Here is a 17,444-nt window from a genome sequence, read left to right on the forward strand (position 1 = left end):
CCGCAACGGACGGAGAAGATGATGGGGCAGTCGGCGAGGAACGGGACACGAGCGGGGGTAGTAGTCCTGCTCATCGTGGCCATGATCATGACCCTTCCTGGTGGTGTGGAGGCTGCGGACGGTGAACGCGCGGGCGGCATCGATCGGGTTGCGACGGCGGTCCGGATCGCTACCGAGGCGTTCCCCGACGGGTCGGCCAATGTCGTCCTCGCGCGGGCCGACGACTACCCCGACGCGCTGACGGCCACCTCGCTGGCCGGGGTGCTGGACGCCCCCGTGCTGCTGACCTACGGCGACAGCCTGCCCAGCGACACGCTGCAAGCCATCCAGCGACTGCGGCCCCAGGAGATCTTCCTGCTCGGCGGGTCCGGGGCCGTCAGCCTGACCGTCGAGAACGTGCTCCTGCGGAACTACATCGTCCGGCGGGTGTCCGGGGGCGATCGGTACGGCACCGCCGCGGCGATCGCGCGCGACACCATCAGCAGGAACGGTGGCGAGGTGGGGACCTATCAGGGCAGGACCACGGTCCTCATGGCATCGGCCGAGAGCTTCGCCGACACGCTGACCGGTGCGCCCCTGGCCTACGGCAACAACCTGCCGGTCCTGCTCACCCGCGCCGAGGCCATGCCGACGAGCACCAGGGCGGCGCTGACGGCCGCAGACCCCGAGGCCGTGATCATCCTGGGCGGCACCGCCGCGATCTCCGGTGACGTGGCCACTTCGATCCAGGCCATGGGCATCGAGGTGAGCCGCATCGGCGGCAACAACCGGTCAGAGACGTCACTGCAGTTCAACGAGTTCGTCTCGGCGACGTTCGATCAGGAACGGCCCAACGTGATCGTCGCACGGGGCGACAACTTCCCCGACGCGCTCGTGGGGGCAACCCTGGCCGGCCGAGCATCCACGCCGATCATCCTCGCCGACTCCCCGGCCGTGCTCGGACGCTCAGCCGAGACCTACCTGCGGGACCGGTGCGGACGGATCGAACAGGTGCAGGCACTTGGTGGGAACCTCGCCGTTTCCGAGAGCGTGCTGAACCGGGCCGTCGGGTTGGCGACGGACTGCCCCTAGGTCACGCACTTACCCCGGGTTCGTGATCGCTCAGCGCTCCAGGGCCAGGGCGCTCATGATCGCCGTTGCCGCGTCCGGGCCGTAGGAGGCTTCCAGCCGTTCGTCCAAGGCCTGGGGCTTGACCTGGTAGCCCTGCGGACCGGGGGTCTCCAGGGCCATCGTGGCGATCGCACAGCCCAGGTGCGCCGAGCGGACGTCGTCCATGCCCGCCGCAAGGCCGGAGAGGAACCCTGCGCGGAAGGCATCCCCTGCACCGGTCGGCTCGAGCACGGCGTCCTCGGCCGGGGCCACCGCCGGGATCGTCGTGGTCTCCACGCCCGCCACCGTCACCCCCTTGGCACCGTGCGTGGTGATGAGTGTGGTCACCCGGGCGCGGAGCTCGTTGTGATTCCAGCCGGTCTTGCCCACGATCAGCTCCCGCTCGTAGTCGTTGCAGACCAGGTACGCCGCCCCCTCGATCAGCGGTCGGATCTCGGGCCCACTCATCCGCGAGAGCTGCTGCGACGGGTCGGCCACGAGGGGGACGTCGAACTCGTGAGCCTGCCGGGTGTGGTGGAGCATCCCCTCGGGGTTGGCGGGTGAGACGATGAGCAGGTCGGCTCGATCCTGACCCGTCAACACCGGCTCCAGGTCGATGAGGTGGGAGTCCCCCATCGCGCCGGCGTAGAAGGTCGCGATCTGGCTCTGGGCGTCGTCCGTGGTGCACATGAACCGGGCCGTCGCCTTGTCGGAGATGTACACACCCGAGCAGTCGACGTCGTGCTGCTCGAGCCACTGCCGGTAGCCGTCGCCGAAGTCCCGGCCGACGGCGCCCAGAAGACGGGGCCGGGCCCCGAGTTGACCCATGCCGAACGCGATGTTCGCGCCGATGCCACCGCGGTGGTGGGTCAGGTCGTCGGCCAGGAAGCTGAGGCTGAGCCGGTCGAGCTGATCGGGGATGATCATGTCGGCGAAGCGCCCGGGGAAGGTCAGCAGGTAATCATCGGCGATCGAACCGCTCACGGCGATGCGCATCAGGTGTCCTCGAGGGGTGGGTCTGCGGGCGGAACAGCAACAGCATAGGTCGATGGTTGCCGTGGTGACCCGACTCCCCGATCAGGTGCCGCCCTCCCCCCAGCGCCACGCGACCGTGACGATCACGACGACGATCATGGCCTCGGCGGCGAGGAACAGGATGTCGTCGGCGTCGTGCACCCCACCGGCGATGACGCCGGCCAGCGTGAGCGGGCCGACGACGAGGCTGGCGAGCCGAGCCGCTGCGCGCGGTGCGGACCTGGTGACGGGCAACATCCCGATGCCGAGGAGCACACCGATGCCGCCGGCCACGAGTACGCCGTCACCGATGGCCGTCCCGTTCACGACACCGGCCCGGATCTGGTCGATCAGCCCTGGGCGGAAGAACTCGTGGACGTCCCGGAAGAGGACGGCGAGGAGCAGAGCCGTCCACAGCGTGACCAGCGTGCTGCGGGTCGTGCTGCGGGCGGAGTGATCCGGCACGGCTGCCGGCGCTGCGCTCGAGCCGCTCACGACCGGGTTCCCGCCATGATCGACGGCGTCTCCGCGCGGAGGTCCGCGGCTGGCCGGTCAGATCGGCCACGCCGCAGCCAGAGCTCCGCAAGCAGGAGGTTGAGGACCCAGGCCGCGCCCATGCCGACGGTCCTCGGCAGCGGATCCATGTCGGTCGGGCTCTGCCCGGCCAGGAGCAGCGGTGCCAGCGTCAGGGGCTGAGTGGCTGCGCCCATGCCGAGCGCCCACCCACGCGTGATCCACCGACGGTGGGATGCCAGGTCACCCCGTCGCGCGGCCGCCACCCCGAGCACCAGTGCCGTGCCCATGGCAGACGACACGATGACCCGGATGGCGTTGAGCGCATCGCTGTCGTGCTCCGGCAGGTCATACCGCAACGCCATCCAGGCGCCGCTGACCGCCAGCGCCAGCCCCGAGACGACGACGGCCCGGCCCAGACGGCGGTGCAGTCGGGGCCAGCGCCGGCGCACCCCAGGATGGAACTTCCCCACGCCGCCGAAGACGAAGATCGGGACCCCGACCAGGTGGGTGGCGATGGGCCATGGGGACCGCACGAACCGCGCAAGCTCCTCGGGGGCAACGATGCCGCTCCCCGTTCCCGCAGCGATCAGCTGCGTTGCCCGAATGGCACCGGCACCGACCGGGATCAGGCTCAACAGCACGATCGTTCCCAGGGCAACGGTGTGGCGGGACCACCGGTCGTGGCGCCTCGACCGGGCGGCTGGCCTTACAGTGTAAGTCTTCATGGTGCCGAACTTACGCTGTATGCTGATCGGCGTCAAGTCCAAGCGCTGGGGAGTCATGGCGAACGAGGAGGTACGGCCGCCGCTGTCCCGGCAGCGCGTCATCGATGCCGGTCTCGCGACCGTGGAGGAACGGGGTTTGCCGGGCTTGTCCATGCGCGAGGTGGCCGCACGGCTCGGGTGCGAGGCCATGTCGCTGTACAACCACGTGGCATCGAAGTCCGATCTGCTGGACGGCATGGTCGACGCCGTGGCGGGACACGTCAGCCTTCCGGATCCCGCCGCGTCCTGGGACGTCGCGCTGGCAGAGACCTCCCGCTCGACCCGTGGCGTGCTGCGAGCCAATCCGTGGGCGGCGGGCCTGTGGCTGGGCCGGACACCTGGCCCGGCCCGACTCCGCCACACCGAAGCCGTTCTCGAGACACTGCACCGCAGTGGGCTGCCGCAGGCTGACATCGACCGTGGCTTTCACGCCCTCACCAACCATGTGGTCGGTCACGCGATCCAGACTGCGACGGCGGACCAGGGCGACCCCATGGCCGCCGAGACCTTCCTGGCGCAGATGGATCGCAACCGCTTCCCCCGCTTCGCCGAACACGTGGAGTGGCACGTGACCGGGCAGGTTGACCCGGACGATGCCTTCGAGTTCACACTTGCGGCCATCCTCGAGGGCTTGCGACGCACGGCTGCCGGAGCCGAGGCCTGACCTCAGCCGGCGGGCCCGACGTCGCTGTCCCGACGCGGCCGAGTCGATCGAGCCAGCGCCGTCAGCCGTCCCTGTGCGACGAGCGCGAACGGATCACGGTGCACCGCACCGGCCCGGCGGAGCGCTGCAGCCGGGAGCGGCGCCGCGGAGGCCAGCAGGAAGACGTTCCCCGGGTCGACCAGCCGTGCGACACCGCGTGAGCCGACTGCCGCGATGTGGTCGAAGACCGTCTCTGCAGCGGCCGCGTGCGCGCCGAGTCGGGACCACGGCTGCTCGTCGACGATGTTGACCACGTAGATGCCGCGTGCCCCGACTGCCCGTCGGACCTCGGTCAGGAACTCCACCGTCATCAGCGGCGGCGGCGTCTGCTGGCCCACGAAGGCATCCCCGACGACGACATCGACCGCGTCGTCGGGAAGTCGACGCACGGCCGCGCGACCGTCGCCCTTGCGGACGACGAGGGTCGGTGATCGCCGGAGACCCAGCGACCGCTCCGCCAGACGGATGATGGCTCCGGACCGCTCGACCACGGTCTGGGTCAGGTCGGGTCGGTGGACCTGGAGCGCACGGGGCACGGCGAAGGCACCGCCGCCGATGTGGAGAACACGGCCACCATGTGGCACCTCGAGGGCCACCAGGATCTGGCAGAGACGCGACTGGTAGTCGACAGCCAATCGGGTCGGGTTCTCGAGATTCACCTGCCCGTGGATCTCCTCATCCAGCGTCAGACGGCGCTCACCCCCACCCAGGTCGACGACCTCGGCACGGCCCACACCGGTCTCGACGGTCAAGACGTTCGACGACACCGACCCGGATGACCTCTCATGCCGTCGTCGACCCATCAGATCGAGTGTGGAAGAAATCAGTCGAACCGACCAATCCACATCACTTTCAGTCGCGAACTAGACACAAGTAGTCACAAGCACCAGTGGCTCACATCATCGAAAGGGACCCGTCATGCAGACCATCGCTCGCACCATCATCCGGATGACGCTCCTCAGCGGACTGCTCTCCGCCACCCTGGCCCTCACGGCCATGACGTTGCTGGCGTAGTGGTCGACGTGAGCGCCCGGGCCTACCAGGGCGCATGAGCGAAGTGGGCCGTGCCCCGGCCCGACACGGTGACGGTGTCCTCCGCACCAACCAGGACGGCCTCTCCCGTCCTGACCTCACGAGCGGTGTCCTCATCGGACGTCTGCAGCCTCGCCTCGGTGACGAGCAAGATCCCAGGCCCCCGAAGGACGACCGGCGAGGCATCGTCGACGAGCTCCAGGCGGGTCAGTCCGAAGACCCCGCCAGGGACCTGATAGCTGTGCACTCGACCCGCGGGGGTCTGCACGTCGGGCAGCGACGGCTGGGTGTCCAGCAGCGCCAGCAGCTCGGCGGTGTCGATGTGCTTGGACGTGAGCCCCGCCCGAACCACGTTGTCGCTCGGACCCATGACCTCCACCCCGACACCGTCCAGGTAGCTGTGGATGGTCCCGGCACCGAGGAAGAGCGCCTGGCCAGGCTGCAACACGATCAGATTCAACAACAGCCCGACGATGACTCCCACATCGCCCGGGTACGCCGCCGCCAGACGAGTTGTCCAGCGCAGGACCTCGTCGAAATCGGTCCCCGGACCGACTGACTCGGCAGCCGCTGCAACGGCGTCCGACAGCTCGGCAACCTCGTCTGGCGGCGAGGAGAACAAGCCCTTCAGAGCCGTCCGGTAGACGGTGGCTGCCCCGCCATCGCTGGCCAGGACCGCTCGCAGCCCATCAAGTCGGGGCGTTGGCAGCAGTGCCAGCAGCGCTCGCGCATCGGCAAGCTCCCTGAAGCCGCACAGCGCGGAGAAGGGCGTGAGGGCACAGATCAACTCCGGCTTGGCATGGGGATCCCGGTAGGTGCGCTCCGATGCGTCGCGAGGGATTTCGGCCGCGTTCTCGCGCTCGAATCCAGCTGCCGCCTGCGCATCGTCGGGGTGGACCTGGATCGACAGCGGTCCACCTGCGGCGAGGATCTTGGCCAGGAACGGGAACGCCTCATCCTGCGGGCGGAGCAGTGACGGGTCGGCCGCCACGGCCGCGTCCAACGCCTGGCCGGTGGCGGCGATGACCGAAGGGCCGCCCGAGTGCGCGCCGAACCAGAGCTCAGCATGAGGGGTGCCATCGGGTTCGCGACCCAGCCACCGGGGGATGAAGTCGGGCCGCCCCCAGTGGTAGGTCTTGATCGCGCCGTCGAGGAGGTCCATCCGGAGCCCGCTACTTCTTCTGCCGTCGGCTGCCGCCGTGCCAATCCTCGGTCTTGCCGACGTCCGACTCGCTCACACCCAGGGCCGGCAGCTGCGGCAATTCCCGAAGCGACCGCTTCATCTCGGCGAAGCCCGGGAAGGCCGCGAGAGCCACGACGTGGTCCCACAACTCGGCGGCCTGCGCCGGGCTCGGCATCCGACTGATCACGGGGCCGAAGAAGGCCACCGATGTGCTAGCGCCATCGGTGTCGGTCGGGTGGAAGTTGATGATCGGCGTCCCCACGTCTTTGCCGGTCAGCGCCAACGCCTCATCGGTCTCGGCCTGGATGGTGGCGTCGTAGGAGGTGTCGTCCAACGCGGTGGCGAAGGAGCCGTCCAATCCGGCCGCCGAGAGGATCGGTGTGACGTGCGCCGGTCGCCCCATCTGGTCGCGCTGCTCGCGATCCGGGGGAGGGATCTCGAAGATGTGATCCCCGAAGGCTCGCTGCAGTCGATCCGTCGCCTCCTGCCCCTCGGCCTCGCGCACCGCCGCCGCCATCCGGAGCATGCGGAGTCCGGCACTGTGTCCGGCCTCGTACTCCGGCGGGAAGTGGGCGTCGTAGTCGATGTGGCTGTTCAGCAGCCGGAGCGAGATGAAGCGCCACTCGACCTCGTACTCCCGCTCCTCCTGGACCTGGCGGACCCACTTGCTGGTCATCCACGCGAAGGGGCAGACCGGGTCGAAGTAGAAGGTGATGTCGCTCATTGACTCAGGATACGGTCGCTGATGTGTTGCGGCTGTCCCGGTCCGACATGGCCTGGTTGGCTGGCCAGGTCGTCCTCTTCCTGCTCGCGTTCGTGATCCTGCCGCGCCTCGACGGCGGACCGGGCCGCGTCGCGCTGGACGCTGCCCGGCCGATCGGTGTGGCGATCATGGGCCTGGGGGTGGTCGTGTTGGTGATCGCGTTCGCCACGCTCGGCCGGCAGTTGGTCCCTCAGCCGACACCCATCGAGGGTGGTGAGCTCGTGGATCACGGGATCTACGGACTGGTTCGCCATCCGATCTACACCGGAGTCCTGCTGCTCATCGTCGGTGGCCTGGTCCGCACGCCGAGCATCTCCGGGTTGCTGGTGATCGTCGCGTCGTGGGCGTTCTTCGATGCCAAGTCCGCACACGAGGAGCGTCTGCTCAGTGACCGGTACCCGACCTACCAGGCCTACCGTCAGCGCACCCGCTACAAGGTGATGCCCGGCATCCGCTAGTTGACCAGGGTGGTCAACCAGCCCAACCCGACGAGGACCGCGACGGTCAGCAGGAGCACGACCACGCCGACGAGGCCGGTTCGCTTGAACACGACCCACTCCTACCCTGTTCAGCGGCGCGTCGATGCGTTACAATCTGTTCCGCTTTGTAACATTGCTGTTGTGCCAGTTCGATGGAGCCGAACCATGACCGACGACGCACCGCTCACCCTGCGCAAACTGCCGAAGCCGGACGTCCCACGCCCTGCAGTTGCGTGGCCGACGGTGGGGCTGGCCGTCGTCAGCATCGGAGTGTGGGTAGCGGTCGCAACGCTGGTCGTGAGCGGGGCGGTCCCGACCGCGCTGGCCATCGTCATCAACACGGCGTGTTCGTTCGCGCTGTTCACCGTGCTGCACGACTCGGCGCACCGAGGCCTGGGCCGTCTTCGGGTCGCAAACGAGGTCCTGGGACGGCTGGCCGCCCCGTTCGTGACGCTGTACGCGTCGTTCCCGATGTTCCGGCACATCCACCTCACCCATCACCGATTCGTCAACGAAGGTCCGGACGTGGACCCCGACGACTGGATGGCGCACGGTCCGGTCTGGCAGTTGCCACTGCGGTGGATGATCGTGGACCTGCACTATCTCCGGTGGTACCTGCCGCGAGCGTCACGCCGACCTCGTGCGGAGCGGCTCGAGTCGTTGCTCGTCCCCGGCCTCACCTTCGGTGTGATCGCGGCGCTCACTGCGGCAGGGTTCGGCGGCGCGTTCCTCGTGGCCTTCCTCATCCCGCAGCGACTGGCCCTGATCGTGCTGGCGTGGTGGTTCGACTACCTGCCGCACCACAACCTGGAGGGCACGAACCGCCACAACCGCACCCGGTCGACCCGGAACATCATCGGCCTGGAGTGGCTGCTGACCCCCCTGATGTTCGGTCAGAACTACCACCTGGTCCACCACCTCCACCCGATCATCCCGTTCTACCGGTACGTCTCGGCGTGGCGACAGAACGAGGAGGCCTACCTGACACATGATCCGGCGCTCTCCACGATCTCGGGCAGACCGGTCAGCCCCGAGGAGTACCGGGCCATCAGGGGTCTGGCGGAGACGACCTAGCCCAACCTCGGCCAGAGCACCGCGCCGACCGTCTCGTCGTGTGATCGCGTCGGTGATCGGCCCTGGCCGAGGAACTCCACGATCGCGCACCATCAGCGACGGCAGGACGTGACGTGGCACTGTGTGCGGCGTGCTGGACGTGGTCGAACGCCGGGCGCTGCGGGCGGTCGCCGCGCAGTTCTTCGTCAACGGCTTCATCTACGCATCGTTCGTCCCCCGACTGCCCGAGATCCGAGACCGGATCGGGGTCGATCTGGCGGGAATCGGGGTGCTGCTGACCGTCGGCGGACTGGCCGGCTTTGCCTCGAGCGTCCTGGTGGGACGGCTGGTGACCCGGTTCGGGACACGCCGACTGCTGATGGGCGCAGGTGTCGCCCTGTCCCTGAGCCTGCCGGTCATGGGGTTCGCAACCACACCGGCCGTCTTCCTCGTGGGCGCTGCAGCCCTGGGCGCCAGCGATGTCATCGTCGATGTCGCGATGAACGTGCAGGGTTCACGATTGTCGGAGAAGCGGCACACCCCGGTCATGAACCGCCTCCACGCCCTGTGGAGCGTCGGAACGGTCCTGGGTGGGCTGCTCGCCTCGTGGCTGGCTGGCCAGGACGTCCCCCTGGAGGCGCATCTGCTGACCGTCGGCCTGGCGTTCACCGCACTGGTCCTCCTGCTGGGTCGGCTGCTGCTGGCCAACGACGACCCCCTGGTGGAGCAGGTGGACGTGAAGGCACCCGGCTCCCCCCCGACCTCAAGGCGTCGAGTCGCCATCGTCTTCGGGCTGCTGGGATTCGCCGCGATCATGCCGGAGATGGGAACCAGCGACTGGGTGTCCTTCCGCCTGACCGATGACCTCGGCCTGGCCGCTGGCCAGGCCGGCCTGGGCTTCGTGGCCTTCACGACCGGGATGGTCGTCGGACGGTTCAGCGGGGACACCGCGCAGCTCCGCTGGGGCCGGGAGCGCGTCTCGGATGTGAGCCTCGGGCTGGCGGTGGTCGGCATCATCACGTTGGCGGTCGTGCCGGCGTTCCCCGCAGTGCTGGCCGGAGCGGCGCTGAGCGGGCTCGGCATCTCCGTCCTGTTCCCGTTGCTCTACGACGACGCTGCGCGAGCTGGCGGCAGCAACGCCGGTGCGCTCGGTGCCATGACGGCCGGCAGTCGGGTGGCCGTCCTGGTCCTGCCCTTCGCGGTCGGCGGTCTGGCGAGCACATCGGTTGTTGGCGTCGGCGGGGCGATGGCCGCGGTGTCCCTCCCGGCGATCGCGATCATCTTCGTGCTCCAGCGTCGGTTCCGCTGAGCCGAATCCGCGCGGGCCAGATCTGCTATGAACGGATGAAGCGCGGTTCCGGTTATTTGGAACCCTGACGTCAACGTTGACGCAATCTCAGCCGCTTTTAGCCTGTTGACACTCCGTTCCGGCCGGACCTAGGTTCTTTTGCCTAGCCATTCGTCGATGGTCCCAGGTGACCTGGATAGACGTTCGCCTGGACCGGTAGGAGCCTGTGAATGTTCAGTTCGCGTCGGTTGATGTCAGCAGTGGTTGTCCTGGGGGTCGTCCTCGCAGGGTGTTCCGTGAACGTCTACGAAGCTGGTTCGGGGGGAGCCGCCGGCGGAGGCGGGGGCGGTGGCGGTGGCGGAGTCGCACAGGAAGAGAACACCGGGGCGGTGTCGATCGCCGGGGCTGCTACCGGTGTTGACGCCGAAGCCATCCAGGCCGTGATCGATCAGGGCGTCAACGAGGCGCAGGACGAGTTCACCGCCACCTACACCGGATCGGACTCCTTCGAGCAGAACATCGTCATCCAGATCGAGGGCGGCACGCCGCCTGACATCGGCTTCTACCCCCAGCCCGGCGCCGTCATCGATCAGGCGGAGCAGGGCAACCTGGTGTCACTCGAGGACCTGGGCTTCGACATCGCCGATCTCGAGGCGCGCTTCGGGTCCTACCTGATGTCGCTCGGCGAGTTCGACGGGCAGCACTACGGGTTCCCCGACACCATCAACTTCAAGAGCGCCATCTGGTACAACGTGCCGGAGTTCGAGGCGGCTGGCTACGAGATCCCCGAGACCTGGGAGGAACTGATCGCCCTGTCGGACCAGATGGTGTCCGACGGCAACACCCCGTGGTGCATTGGCACCGGGTCGGAAGCCGCCACCGGCTGGCCGGCGACCGACTGGATGGAGGACATCGTCCTGCGGCAGGCCGGCACCGAGGCGTACGACAACTGGGTGGCCGGGACGCTGCCCTTCGACTCCGAGGAGATCCGAGGCGCAGCCGAGACCTTCGGGCAGATCGTCTTCACCGACGGGTATGTCTTCGGTGGATCCGACAACATCACCGGCACCGACTTCCGTGACGCACCGGACCCGATGTTCAACGACCCGCCGAACTGCTACCTGCACCGGCAGGCAACCTTCATCACCAACTTCTTCCCCGAAGGTCTGACGCCGCTCGAGGACTACGACTTCTTCCCGTTCCCGACCATCGACGGGAACAGCGGGACCCTGATGGCCGGTGGACTGTCGGCCGTGTTCAGCAACCGCCCGGAGGTCCGGGACTTCCTGGAGCTCTACAGCTCCCAGGAGTCGCAGTGCCGCTACGGCTCCGTCGTGGAGGGGGTCAGCCTGATCTCAGCCAACCTCGAGGTCGAGGGTGACTGCTACGACAACCAGCTCATCGCCCAGGCGGCAGACACACTGATCGCCGACCTCCGGGACGAGGTGGCCCGCTTCGACGCCTCGGACCTGATGCCCCCGGCCGTGGGGTCCGGTGAGTTCTGGAACGGCATGAACAACTACACCAACAACGGGCCGGACAACCTCGACGAGGTGATGTCATCGATCGACGCGGCGTTCCCCGCTCCCGGCGAGGAGGCGGCGCCAGAGGAGGAGGCGTCAGAGTGAGCGATTCCAGCATGACCCATAGCCCCTGGGACAGGCCACGCGATGAGTGAAACGACGGTCGCCGAGGCCCCGGTATCGGAGGACGAGGAGCCGACCCGCCGTGGTGTCGCCTCGACGTCGGACAAGATCATCGGCGGGATCCTCGCCGTGGTCGCCGCGTTCGCCGTCCCGGCCCTGACCTACCTGCTGCTGAACGCCACCTTCGAGACGCTGAACAACCGCGTCCCGGACATCGTGGTCGGCCTGGTCGCCATCCTGATCGGCGTCGTCGGCGTCTTCCTCATGTACACCGTGGTGGACTTCGGGATCAAGGCGCTACCGGTCGGCATCGGCAACATCATCCAGCCGTACGCCTGGGCGGGACCGGCGGTGATCGTACTGGGCGTCTTCCTGGTCTATCCGGCCGTCAACACGGTCCAGCTCTCGTTCCTCGACGCCCGCGGGGAGAACTTCGTCGGCTGGGACAACTACCAGTACGTCTTCACCGACCCGGCGATGCTGCGCTCCCTGCGCAACACCGTCATCTGGATCTTCGTCGTCCCGGTGGCGGCGGTGGCCATCGGTCTTGGCTTCGCCGTCCTCGCGGACAAGCTGAAGCGCACCGAGTCGCTGGCCAAGTCGATGATCTTCCTGCCCATGGCCATCTCCTTCGTCGGCGCCGGCATCGTGTGGCGCTTCGTCTACAGCTTCCGCGTCGAGGGTGGCGGTGAGCAGATCGGGATCCTGAACGCCATTCGTGTCGGATTGGGAAGTTCTCCCGTCGACTGGCTCGGCGTGGTCCCGTGGAACAACCTGCTGCTGATGGTCATCATGATCTGGCTGCAGACCGGCTTCGCGATGGTGATCCTGTCCTCGGCCATCAAGGGCGTGCCTGAGGACATGCTCGAGGCGGCCCGCCTCGACGGCGCCACCGAGATCCAGATCTTCTGGCGGATCATCGTCCCCTCGATCATGTCCTCGATCGTGGTCGTGTTCACCACGATGATCATCGCGGTCCTGAAGGTCTTCGACATCGTCTGGGTCATGACGGGCGGTCAGGACGGCACCGAGGTCATCGCCGAGCGAATGATCAGGAACATGTTCACCTTCAGGGACTTCGGGCGAGGAGCCGCCGTCGCGGTCTTCATGTTCCTCGCCGTGATCCCCGTGATGATCATCAACGTCCGACGGTTCCGCGAGGAGGAGTCCATCCGATGAGTGCAACTGCACCCCCCGCCGAGCTGTCCAAGGAGCAGATGGCAGCCAAGGCCAAGGGCTCCGAGGGCGGCGTGTCCGACCCAGCAAACCTGCGCATCGTGCGCATCATCGTCCTCGTGATCGTCGTCCTGTGGTTGATCCCGACCATCGGGCTGCTGATCACCTCCCTCCGGGAGCAGGGGGCAATCGAGTCCTCCGGCTGGTGGACGGTCTTCACCTCGCTGGGCGACACCTCGCAGTGGACGCTGGCCAACTATCGAGAGGTGCTCGGCTCTGGCGGCTTCGACAGCGCCTTCGTGAACACCCTGATCGTGAGCGTGCCAGCCACGGTGATGCCCATCACCATGGCAGCGTTCGCCGCGTACGCGTTCAGCTGGATGGAGTTCAGGGGCCGCTACTTCATGTTCGTCTTCGTGGTGGCGCTGCTGGTCGTGCCACTGCAGGTGGCCCTCATCCCGATCCTGCGGCTGTACGCCGGCGGGCCCGAGTTCGACATCAGCTTCCTCAGCGGCATCGCCGGGGCGCTGACGGGGCGTGAGATCGAGACGGTCACCACGGGGATACCCCTGTCGTTGAACGGGTCGTTCCTGGGGGTGTGGCTGGCCCACACCGGCTTCGGCCTGCCCCTCGCGATCTACCTGCTGCGCAACTTCATGGGGTCTTTGCCGTCAGAGCTGATCGAGTCGGCGCGCATCGACGGCGCCGACCACTACGCGATCTTCACGCGGCTGATCATCCCCCTCTCGGTCCCGGCGCTGGCCTCGTTCGCGATCTTCCAGTTCCTCTGGGTGTTCAACGACTTCCTGGTGGCGCTGGTGTTCTTGGGTGAGACACGGGATGTGCGAGTCCTCACGATTGCCCTGAACAGCCTGAATGGCTCGTTCGGCGAGGCCTGGCACCTGCTGACCGCCGGCGCGTTCATCTCGATGGTCCTCCCCGTTGCGGTGTTCTTCAGTCTGCAGCGGTTCTTCGTCCGTGGCCTCACAGCTGGGGCGGTCAAGGGATAAGACGGACCGAAGACGCCACCAGCGCAGTCGACCCGGGGCTTGACCGTTAGGCTCCGGGTCGACGTATGTGACCAGCCCGCGTCCTGACGGGACGCGCGTGATCAGGAGGTGATGGCATGGCCGAGGCAACCAAGACGACCGCGCCGAACCGTCAGTGGCTGGCCATCGGCATCGGAACGTTCTTCGTCACGGTGAGCTTCTGGGCGATGGCCTACGGGCTGGCCGTGGCGTCAGCTGGCACCCCAGCCGATCCAGGTGCCGACGGAGCAAGCATCGCCACCGCGGGCGTTGCCCTGTCCGTGGCGCTGATGCCACTCGGTTTCGGCGTGACCGCCTGGGTCTCCAAGCGACCGGATTGGCCGATCGCCGTGCTGAGTGCCATGGGTCTGGCCCTTGCGGTCGGTCTTCCGACCCTCATCTTCCGCAACCCCCTCGCCTCACTCATGGCCGGCTACGCAGCTGGCGCCGTGGTTGCGCTGGCGCGGCCACTGGGCACCACCTGGCACAACCGGGCCATTGCGGCGGCGATCGCCACGACGGTGGTGCTCATCGGCATGTCCATGCTGTTCCTGCCCACTGCGATCATCGCACCGGCCTTGCCGTTCACCGCGATGGGGCTCGCTGATCTCTTCACCGACCAGGACAAGGCAATCAGGCCTGCCCCGACACCCTCCATCGAGTAGTTCGTGACCGACTCCACCTGGTGGCGCCACTCCGTCACCTATCAGATCTACATCCGCAGCTTCGCCGACGGGAACGGGGACGGCCTTGGTGACATCGCCGGGATCCGCAGCCGACTGCCGTACCTGGAAGAGCTCGGCGTCGACGCCATCTGGATCAACCCCTGGTACCCCTCGCCCATGGCGGACGGCGGGTACGACGTGGCCGACTACCGGGCGGTCGAGCCCACCTTCGGCACCATGGCGGAGGCGGAGGCGATGATCGCCGAGGCGCACGAGCACGACATCCGGGTGATGCTGGACGTGGTCCCGAACCACTCCTCCGACGAGCACCGCTGGTTCGTCGAGGCGGTGGCGGCCGAGCCCGGCTCACCGGAGCGGGATCGCTACTTCTTCCGCGAGGGCACCGGTCCCGACGGCGCCGAGCCACCCAACAACTGGCTCAGCTTCTTCGGTGGCCCAGCCTGGACGCGGCTGGAGGACGGGTGGTGGTACCTGCACCTGTTCGACGCGAAGCAACCTGATCTCAACTGGTCGAATCCCGAGGTGTGGGCGGAGTTCGACGACATGTTCCGCTTCTGGTTCGACCGGGACGTGGACGGCTTCCGCATCGATGTCGCCCACTCGCTGATGAAGGACTGGGATCTGCCGGACGTCGACGACCCGGTCGCTGCCCCGGACCCCGACTCCCACGACGATCATCCGTACCTCGACCGCGATCAGGTCCACGACGTCTACCGACGGTGGCGGAAGCTGGCGGACAGCTACGACCCGCCGCGTGTGTTCGTCGCCGAGGCGTGGGTGCCCGACCCGGTGCGTCTGGCCGACTACGTCCGCAGCGACGAGTTGCACACGACGTTCAACTTCCCGTTCCTGGAGTCGCGCTGGACCGCCGCCGACATGCGAACGGCCATCGACCGGACCACCGCGGCACTCCGTGATGTGGGCGCGCCCGCCACGTGGGTGCTGTCGAACCACGATGTGGCGCGGACGGTCTCCCGCTACGCCCGTGAGCAGGCCGATGTCGACGGGCACAACCTGGATTCGATCCTCGGCAAGCCGGCCGACTTCGCGGTCGGGGTTCGTCGTGCCCGAGCGGCAGCGCTGCTGATGCTCGGCCTGCCCGGTGCGGTGTACCTCTACCAGGGCGAGGAGTTGGGTCTTCCGGAGGTGGAGGACCTCCCTACGGAGCTGCTCGCCGACCCGACGTGGGAGCGTTCCGGTCGCGAACTCCGAGGCCGTGACGGCTGTCGGGTCCCCCTGCCGTGGGCCGACGAGACCCCCTCCCTGGGCTTCGGGCCACGCGACGGTGCGGCGCCCTGGCTGCCGCAGCCCGAGGCCTGGGGTCCGCTGTCCGCGGCCGAGCAGGCGGAGGACCCCGACTCGATGTTGTCGCTGTATCGCGACGCGCTCCGGATCCGAGGAACGGACGAGCGGTTCTCCGGCGACTCGATGTCCTGGCTTCCGGCCGACGAGCAGGTCCTGCTGTTCTCCCGGACCGACACCCTCGCATGTCTGGTGAACTTCGGCCCGGAACCGGTCGACGTGCCAGACGACTGGTCGGTGCTCCTGTCCAGCTCCCCGGTCGTGGATGACGTCGTCCCAGCCGACACGGCGGTGTGGCTCGGCCGCTGAGTGGGGGCCGGGTCAGCGATCTCCTGCGTCGAGGCCGGGCAGCCAGCGCGTGACCTCCGCGCGCACGGGGACGGTGGCCCGCAGCTGACACAGCACGCCGACGACGCCCAGCCACACCCGGTGCGTGAACAGGTGCTCTGGCGGCATCCGGAGTTGGAGTGCGACGGCGAAGTCGGGATTCCGAGGGTCACCCAGCCGGCCGAAGTGGGTGCTCAACCACTCGGGCGTGAACGTGAACGTCTCGTGCCGGCTGGGTTCGGTGAACGGGGAGAGGTAGTCCCGGAGCTTCACGGCATCGACGCGCGAGCCGGGGCTGATGAACCCCTCCCGCTCCAGCGCGTCTCGAAGGTCCGCGTCGATGCCGGTTGTGCCGACGCCGCGAGCGGAGGACGGGGTGGATCCGGCCTCCTGCAGCAGACGGATGAGCGTGCCAAACGTCGCCGGCATCCCGTCCGGCATGGGCAACGCAGAGCCGAAGTCCAGCACACCCAGCTGGCCGTCGGGCGTCCAGCGGAAGTTGCCGGGGTGGGGGTCGGTGTGCAGCCAGCCGGAGCGCTCGGGGCCCGAGACGGCGAAGCGCATATAGGCCAGCGCGGCCGCGTCTCGCGTTGACTGGTCGGCCTGGCCGGGCGACCCGTCCGCCGGGTTGCGGGGAGCGAGGTCGGTGAACGGGGTGCCATCCAGCCACTCGGTCACCAGCACCCGCTCGGTGGCGTGGACCACCTTGGGTACGATGACGTCGTCGTCGGCGTAGGCGCGGACGAACGCGCGCTGGACCGTGGCCTCCCGCCGGTAGTCAAGCTCTTCGGAGAGCCGGTCGCGCATCTCTGCGACCAGTGGCGGGAGGGCCATACCCGGTGCGATCAGGGCGGCGAAGCGGGTGAACACCGAGACGGCGGCGATGTCGACGCGCAGGGCCTCAGCGATCCCGGGGTACTGGATCTTGACGGCCACGTCGCGGCCATCGTTCCAGCGGGCTCGATGCACCTGGCCGAGGGAGGCGGCTGCGGCGGCGGCGGTGGAGAACTCGGTGAAGTGCTGGCGCCAGTCCTGGCCGAGCTCGTCGATGAGCGTCGGCTCCAGATCGGCGAATGGCATGGCCGGGTTGTCGGCCGGCAAGGTCGCCAGCGCCGACTGCCAGGTGGCCTCCGGGTCGGCGGGGAAGAGCGCGTCGACGGTCGCCAGGAGTTGGCCGGCCTTGAGTGCCCCGCCCTTGGCCTCGCCCAGGACGCTGCGGGTGCGGTCCGCGCCGCGCCGGCGAAGATCGGCGGTCACCGCACCAGGGGCTTCGCCCCGCCAGCGTCGGACGGCGCCCTCTGCCGCGTCGCGCAGGGAGCCGAGCGGCAGCCGGCTCAGGCGCGCTATCCGGCCCACTACCAGAATGGTTGCACGGGCCATTCGAGCAAACCGTGC

17 protein-coding genes are annotated in these 17,444 nt (G+C 68.1%); 10 read left to right on the plus strand and 7 right to left on the minus strand.

Annotated features, from left to right (window positions below):
• Positions 1-87 precede the first annotated feature (87 nt).
• Positions 88-1,071 carry a cell wall-binding repeat-containing protein gene (locus C1746_RS02900; RefSeq protein WP_162867308.1) on the plus strand — a complete coding sequence of 328 codons (984 nt, stop codon included), beginning with the start codon at positions 88-90 and terminating at the stop codon, positions 1,069-1,071.
• Positions 1,072-1,101: 30 nt separating this feature from the next.
• On the opposite strand, the gene C1746_RS02905 is transcribed toward C1746_RS02900, so the two are convergent.
• From C1746_RS02905 to C1746_RS02915, 3 genes are all read right to left on the minus strand, one after another.
• The gene (locus C1746_RS02905) at positions 1,102-2,085 is read right to left on the minus strand and encodes a carbohydrate kinase family protein (protein WP_116713196.1); all 984 of its coding nucleotides are present in this window, start codon (positions 2,083-2,085) and stop codon (positions 1,102-1,104) included.
• Positions 2,086-2,166: 81 nt separating this feature from the next.
• The gene (locus tag C1746_RS02910; RefSeq protein WP_116713197.1) at positions 2,167-2,598 is read right to left on the minus strand and encodes a hypothetical protein; all 432 of its coding nucleotides are present in this window, start codon (positions 2,596-2,598) and stop codon (positions 2,167-2,169) included.
• Entirely contained in the window at positions 2,595-3,254 is a 660-nt protein-coding gene (locus tag C1746_RS02915; protein ID WP_162867309.1) for a DUF2306 domain-containing protein, read from the minus strand. The genes C1746_RS02910 and C1746_RS02915 overlap by 4 nt, the downstream gene beginning before the upstream one ends.
• Positions 3,255-3,363: 109 nt before the next feature.
• Here C1746_RS02915 and C1746_RS02920 point away from each other — a divergent pair, with 109 nt between their 5' ends.
• The gene (locus C1746_RS02920; protein ID WP_162867310.1) at positions 3,364-4,047 is read left to right on the plus strand and encodes a TetR/AcrR family transcriptional regulator; all 684 of its coding nucleotides are present in this window, start codon (positions 3,364-3,366) and stop codon (positions 4,045-4,047) included.
• 2 nt (positions 4,048-4,049) lie between these two features.
• On the opposite strand, the gene C1746_RS02925 is transcribed toward C1746_RS02920, so the two are convergent.
• The 3 genes from C1746_RS02925 to C1746_RS02935 all read right to left on the minus strand — a co-directional run bounded on the left by C1746_RS02925 (position 4,050) and on the right by C1746_RS02935 (position 7,025).
• Positions 4,050-4,853, minus strand: a complete 804-nt coding sequence (locus C1746_RS02925; protein WP_116713199.1) for a spermidine synthase — start codon at positions 4,851-4,853, stop codon at positions 4,050-4,052.
• A gap of 269 nt (positions 4,854-5,122) precedes the next feature.
• A complete protein-coding gene (gene manA, locus C1746_RS02930; RefSeq protein ID WP_116713200.1) occupies positions 5,123-6,280 on the minus strand; it encodes a mannose-6-phosphate isomerase, class I in 1,158 nt (385 codons plus the stop codon).
• 10 nt (positions 6,281-6,290) lie between these two features.
• Positions 6,291-7,025 carry a DsbA family oxidoreductase gene (locus C1746_RS02935; protein ID WP_116713201.1) on the minus strand — a complete coding sequence of 245 codons (735 nt, stop codon included), beginning with the start codon at positions 7,023-7,025 and terminating at the stop codon, positions 6,291-6,293.
• A 23-nt stretch (positions 7,026-7,048) separates the two neighbouring features.
• Between C1746_RS02935 and C1746_RS02940 the strand changes: the two genes are divergently transcribed.
• The 8 genes from C1746_RS02940 (at position 7,049) to C1746_RS02975 (ending at position 16,031) form a co-directional block, all read left to right on the plus strand.
• Complete coding sequence (locus C1746_RS02940) at positions 7,049-7,522, plus strand: methyltransferase family protein (RefSeq protein WP_116713202.1); 474 nt, start codon at positions 7,049-7,051, stop codon at positions 7,520-7,522.
• A 186-nt stretch (positions 7,523-7,708) separates the two neighbouring features.
• Positions 7,709-8,617: a fatty acid desaturase gene (locus C1746_RS02945; protein ID WP_116713203.1), complete on the plus strand. Its 909-nt coding sequence runs from the start codon at positions 7,709-7,711 to the stop codon at positions 8,615-8,617.
• Positions 8,618-8,747: 130 nt separating this feature from the next.
• Complete coding sequence (locus C1746_RS02950) at positions 8,748-9,905, plus strand: MFS transporter (RefSeq protein ID WP_162867311.1); 1,158 nt, start codon at positions 8,748-8,750, stop codon at positions 9,903-9,905.
• A 230-nt stretch (positions 9,906-10,135) separates the two neighbouring features.
• A complete protein-coding gene (locus tag C1746_RS02955; protein ID WP_162867312.1) occupies positions 10,136-11,512 on the plus strand; it encodes an ABC transporter substrate-binding protein in 1,377 nt (458 codons plus the stop codon).
• A gap of 42 nt (positions 11,513-11,554) precedes the next feature.
• Positions 11,555-12,709, plus strand: a complete 1,155-nt coding sequence (locus C1746_RS02960) for a carbohydrate ABC transporter permease (protein WP_116713206.1) — start codon at positions 11,555-11,557, stop codon at positions 12,707-12,709.
• Positions 12,710-12,747: 38 nt separating this feature from the next.
• The gene (locus C1746_RS02965) at positions 12,748-13,716 is read left to right on the plus strand and encodes a carbohydrate ABC transporter permease (protein ID WP_116715541.1); all 969 of its coding nucleotides are present in this window, start codon (positions 12,748-12,750) and stop codon (positions 13,714-13,716) included.
• A 116-nt stretch (positions 13,717-13,832) separates the two neighbouring features.
• Positions 13,833-14,399: a hypothetical protein gene (locus tag C1746_RS02970; protein WP_116713207.1), complete on the plus strand. Its 567-nt coding sequence runs from the start codon at positions 13,833-13,835 to the stop codon at positions 14,397-14,399.
• A gap of 3 nt (positions 14,400-14,402) precedes the next feature.
• The gene (locus C1746_RS02975; protein ID WP_116713208.1) at positions 14,403-16,031 is read left to right on the plus strand and encodes a glycoside hydrolase family 13 protein; all 1,629 of its coding nucleotides are present in this window, start codon (positions 14,403-14,405) and stop codon (positions 16,029-16,031) included.
• A gap of 12 nt (positions 16,032-16,043) precedes the next feature.
• On the opposite strand, the gene C1746_RS02980 is transcribed toward C1746_RS02975, so the two are convergent.
• A complete protein-coding gene (locus tag C1746_RS02980) occupies positions 16,044-17,405 on the minus strand; it encodes an ABC1 kinase family protein (RefSeq protein ID WP_162867313.1) in 1,362 nt (453 codons plus the stop codon).
• Positions 17,406-17,444 lie beyond the last annotated feature (39 nt).

Origin of the sequence: Euzebya tangerina, from assembly GCF_003074135.1 — a bacterium.
Taxonomy (GTDB): Bacteria; Actinomycetota; Nitriliruptoria; order Euzebyales; family Euzebyaceae; genus Euzebya; species Euzebya tangerina.

Excerpts from the sequence above, each read along its gene's own strand:
- C1746_RS02900 (WP_162867308.1), top strand. The coding sequence starts at position 88 with ATGACCCTTCCTGGTGGTGTGGAGGCTGCGGACGGTGAACGCGCGGGC.
- C1746_RS02905 (WP_116713196.1), bottom strand. The coding sequence starts at position 2,085 with ATGCGCATCGCCGTGAGCGGTTCGATCGCCGATGATTACCTGCTGACC.
- C1746_RS02920 (WP_162867310.1), top strand. The coding sequence starts at position 3,364 with ATGCTGATCGGCGTCAAGTCCAAGCGCTGGGGAGTCATGGCGAACGAG.
- manA (WP_116713200.1), bottom strand. The coding sequence starts at position 6,280 with ATGGACCTCCTCGACGGCGCGATCAAGACCTACCACTGGGGGCGGCCC.
- C1746_RS02935 (WP_116713201.1), bottom strand. The coding sequence starts at position 7,025 with ATGAGCGACATCACCTTCTACTTCGACCCGGTCTGCCCCTTCGCGTGG.
- C1746_RS02945 (WP_116713203.1), top strand. The coding sequence starts at position 7,709 with ATGACCGACGACGCACCGCTCACCCTGCGCAAACTGCCGAAGCCGGAC.
- C1746_RS02955 (WP_162867312.1), top strand. The coding sequence starts at position 10,136 with ATGTCAGCAGTGGTTGTCCTGGGGGTCGTCCTCGCAGGGTGTTCCGTG.
- C1746_RS02960 (WP_116713206.1), top strand. The coding sequence starts at position 11,555 with ATGAGTGAAACGACGGTCGCCGAGGCCCCGGTATCGGAGGACGAGGAG.
- C1746_RS02965 (WP_116715541.1), top strand. The coding sequence starts at position 12,748 with ATGGCAGCCAAGGCCAAGGGCTCCGAGGGCGGCGTGTCCGACCCAGCA.
- C1746_RS02970 (WP_116713207.1), top strand. The coding sequence starts at position 13,833 with ATGGCCGAGGCAACCAAGACGACCGCGCCGAACCGTCAGTGGCTGGCC.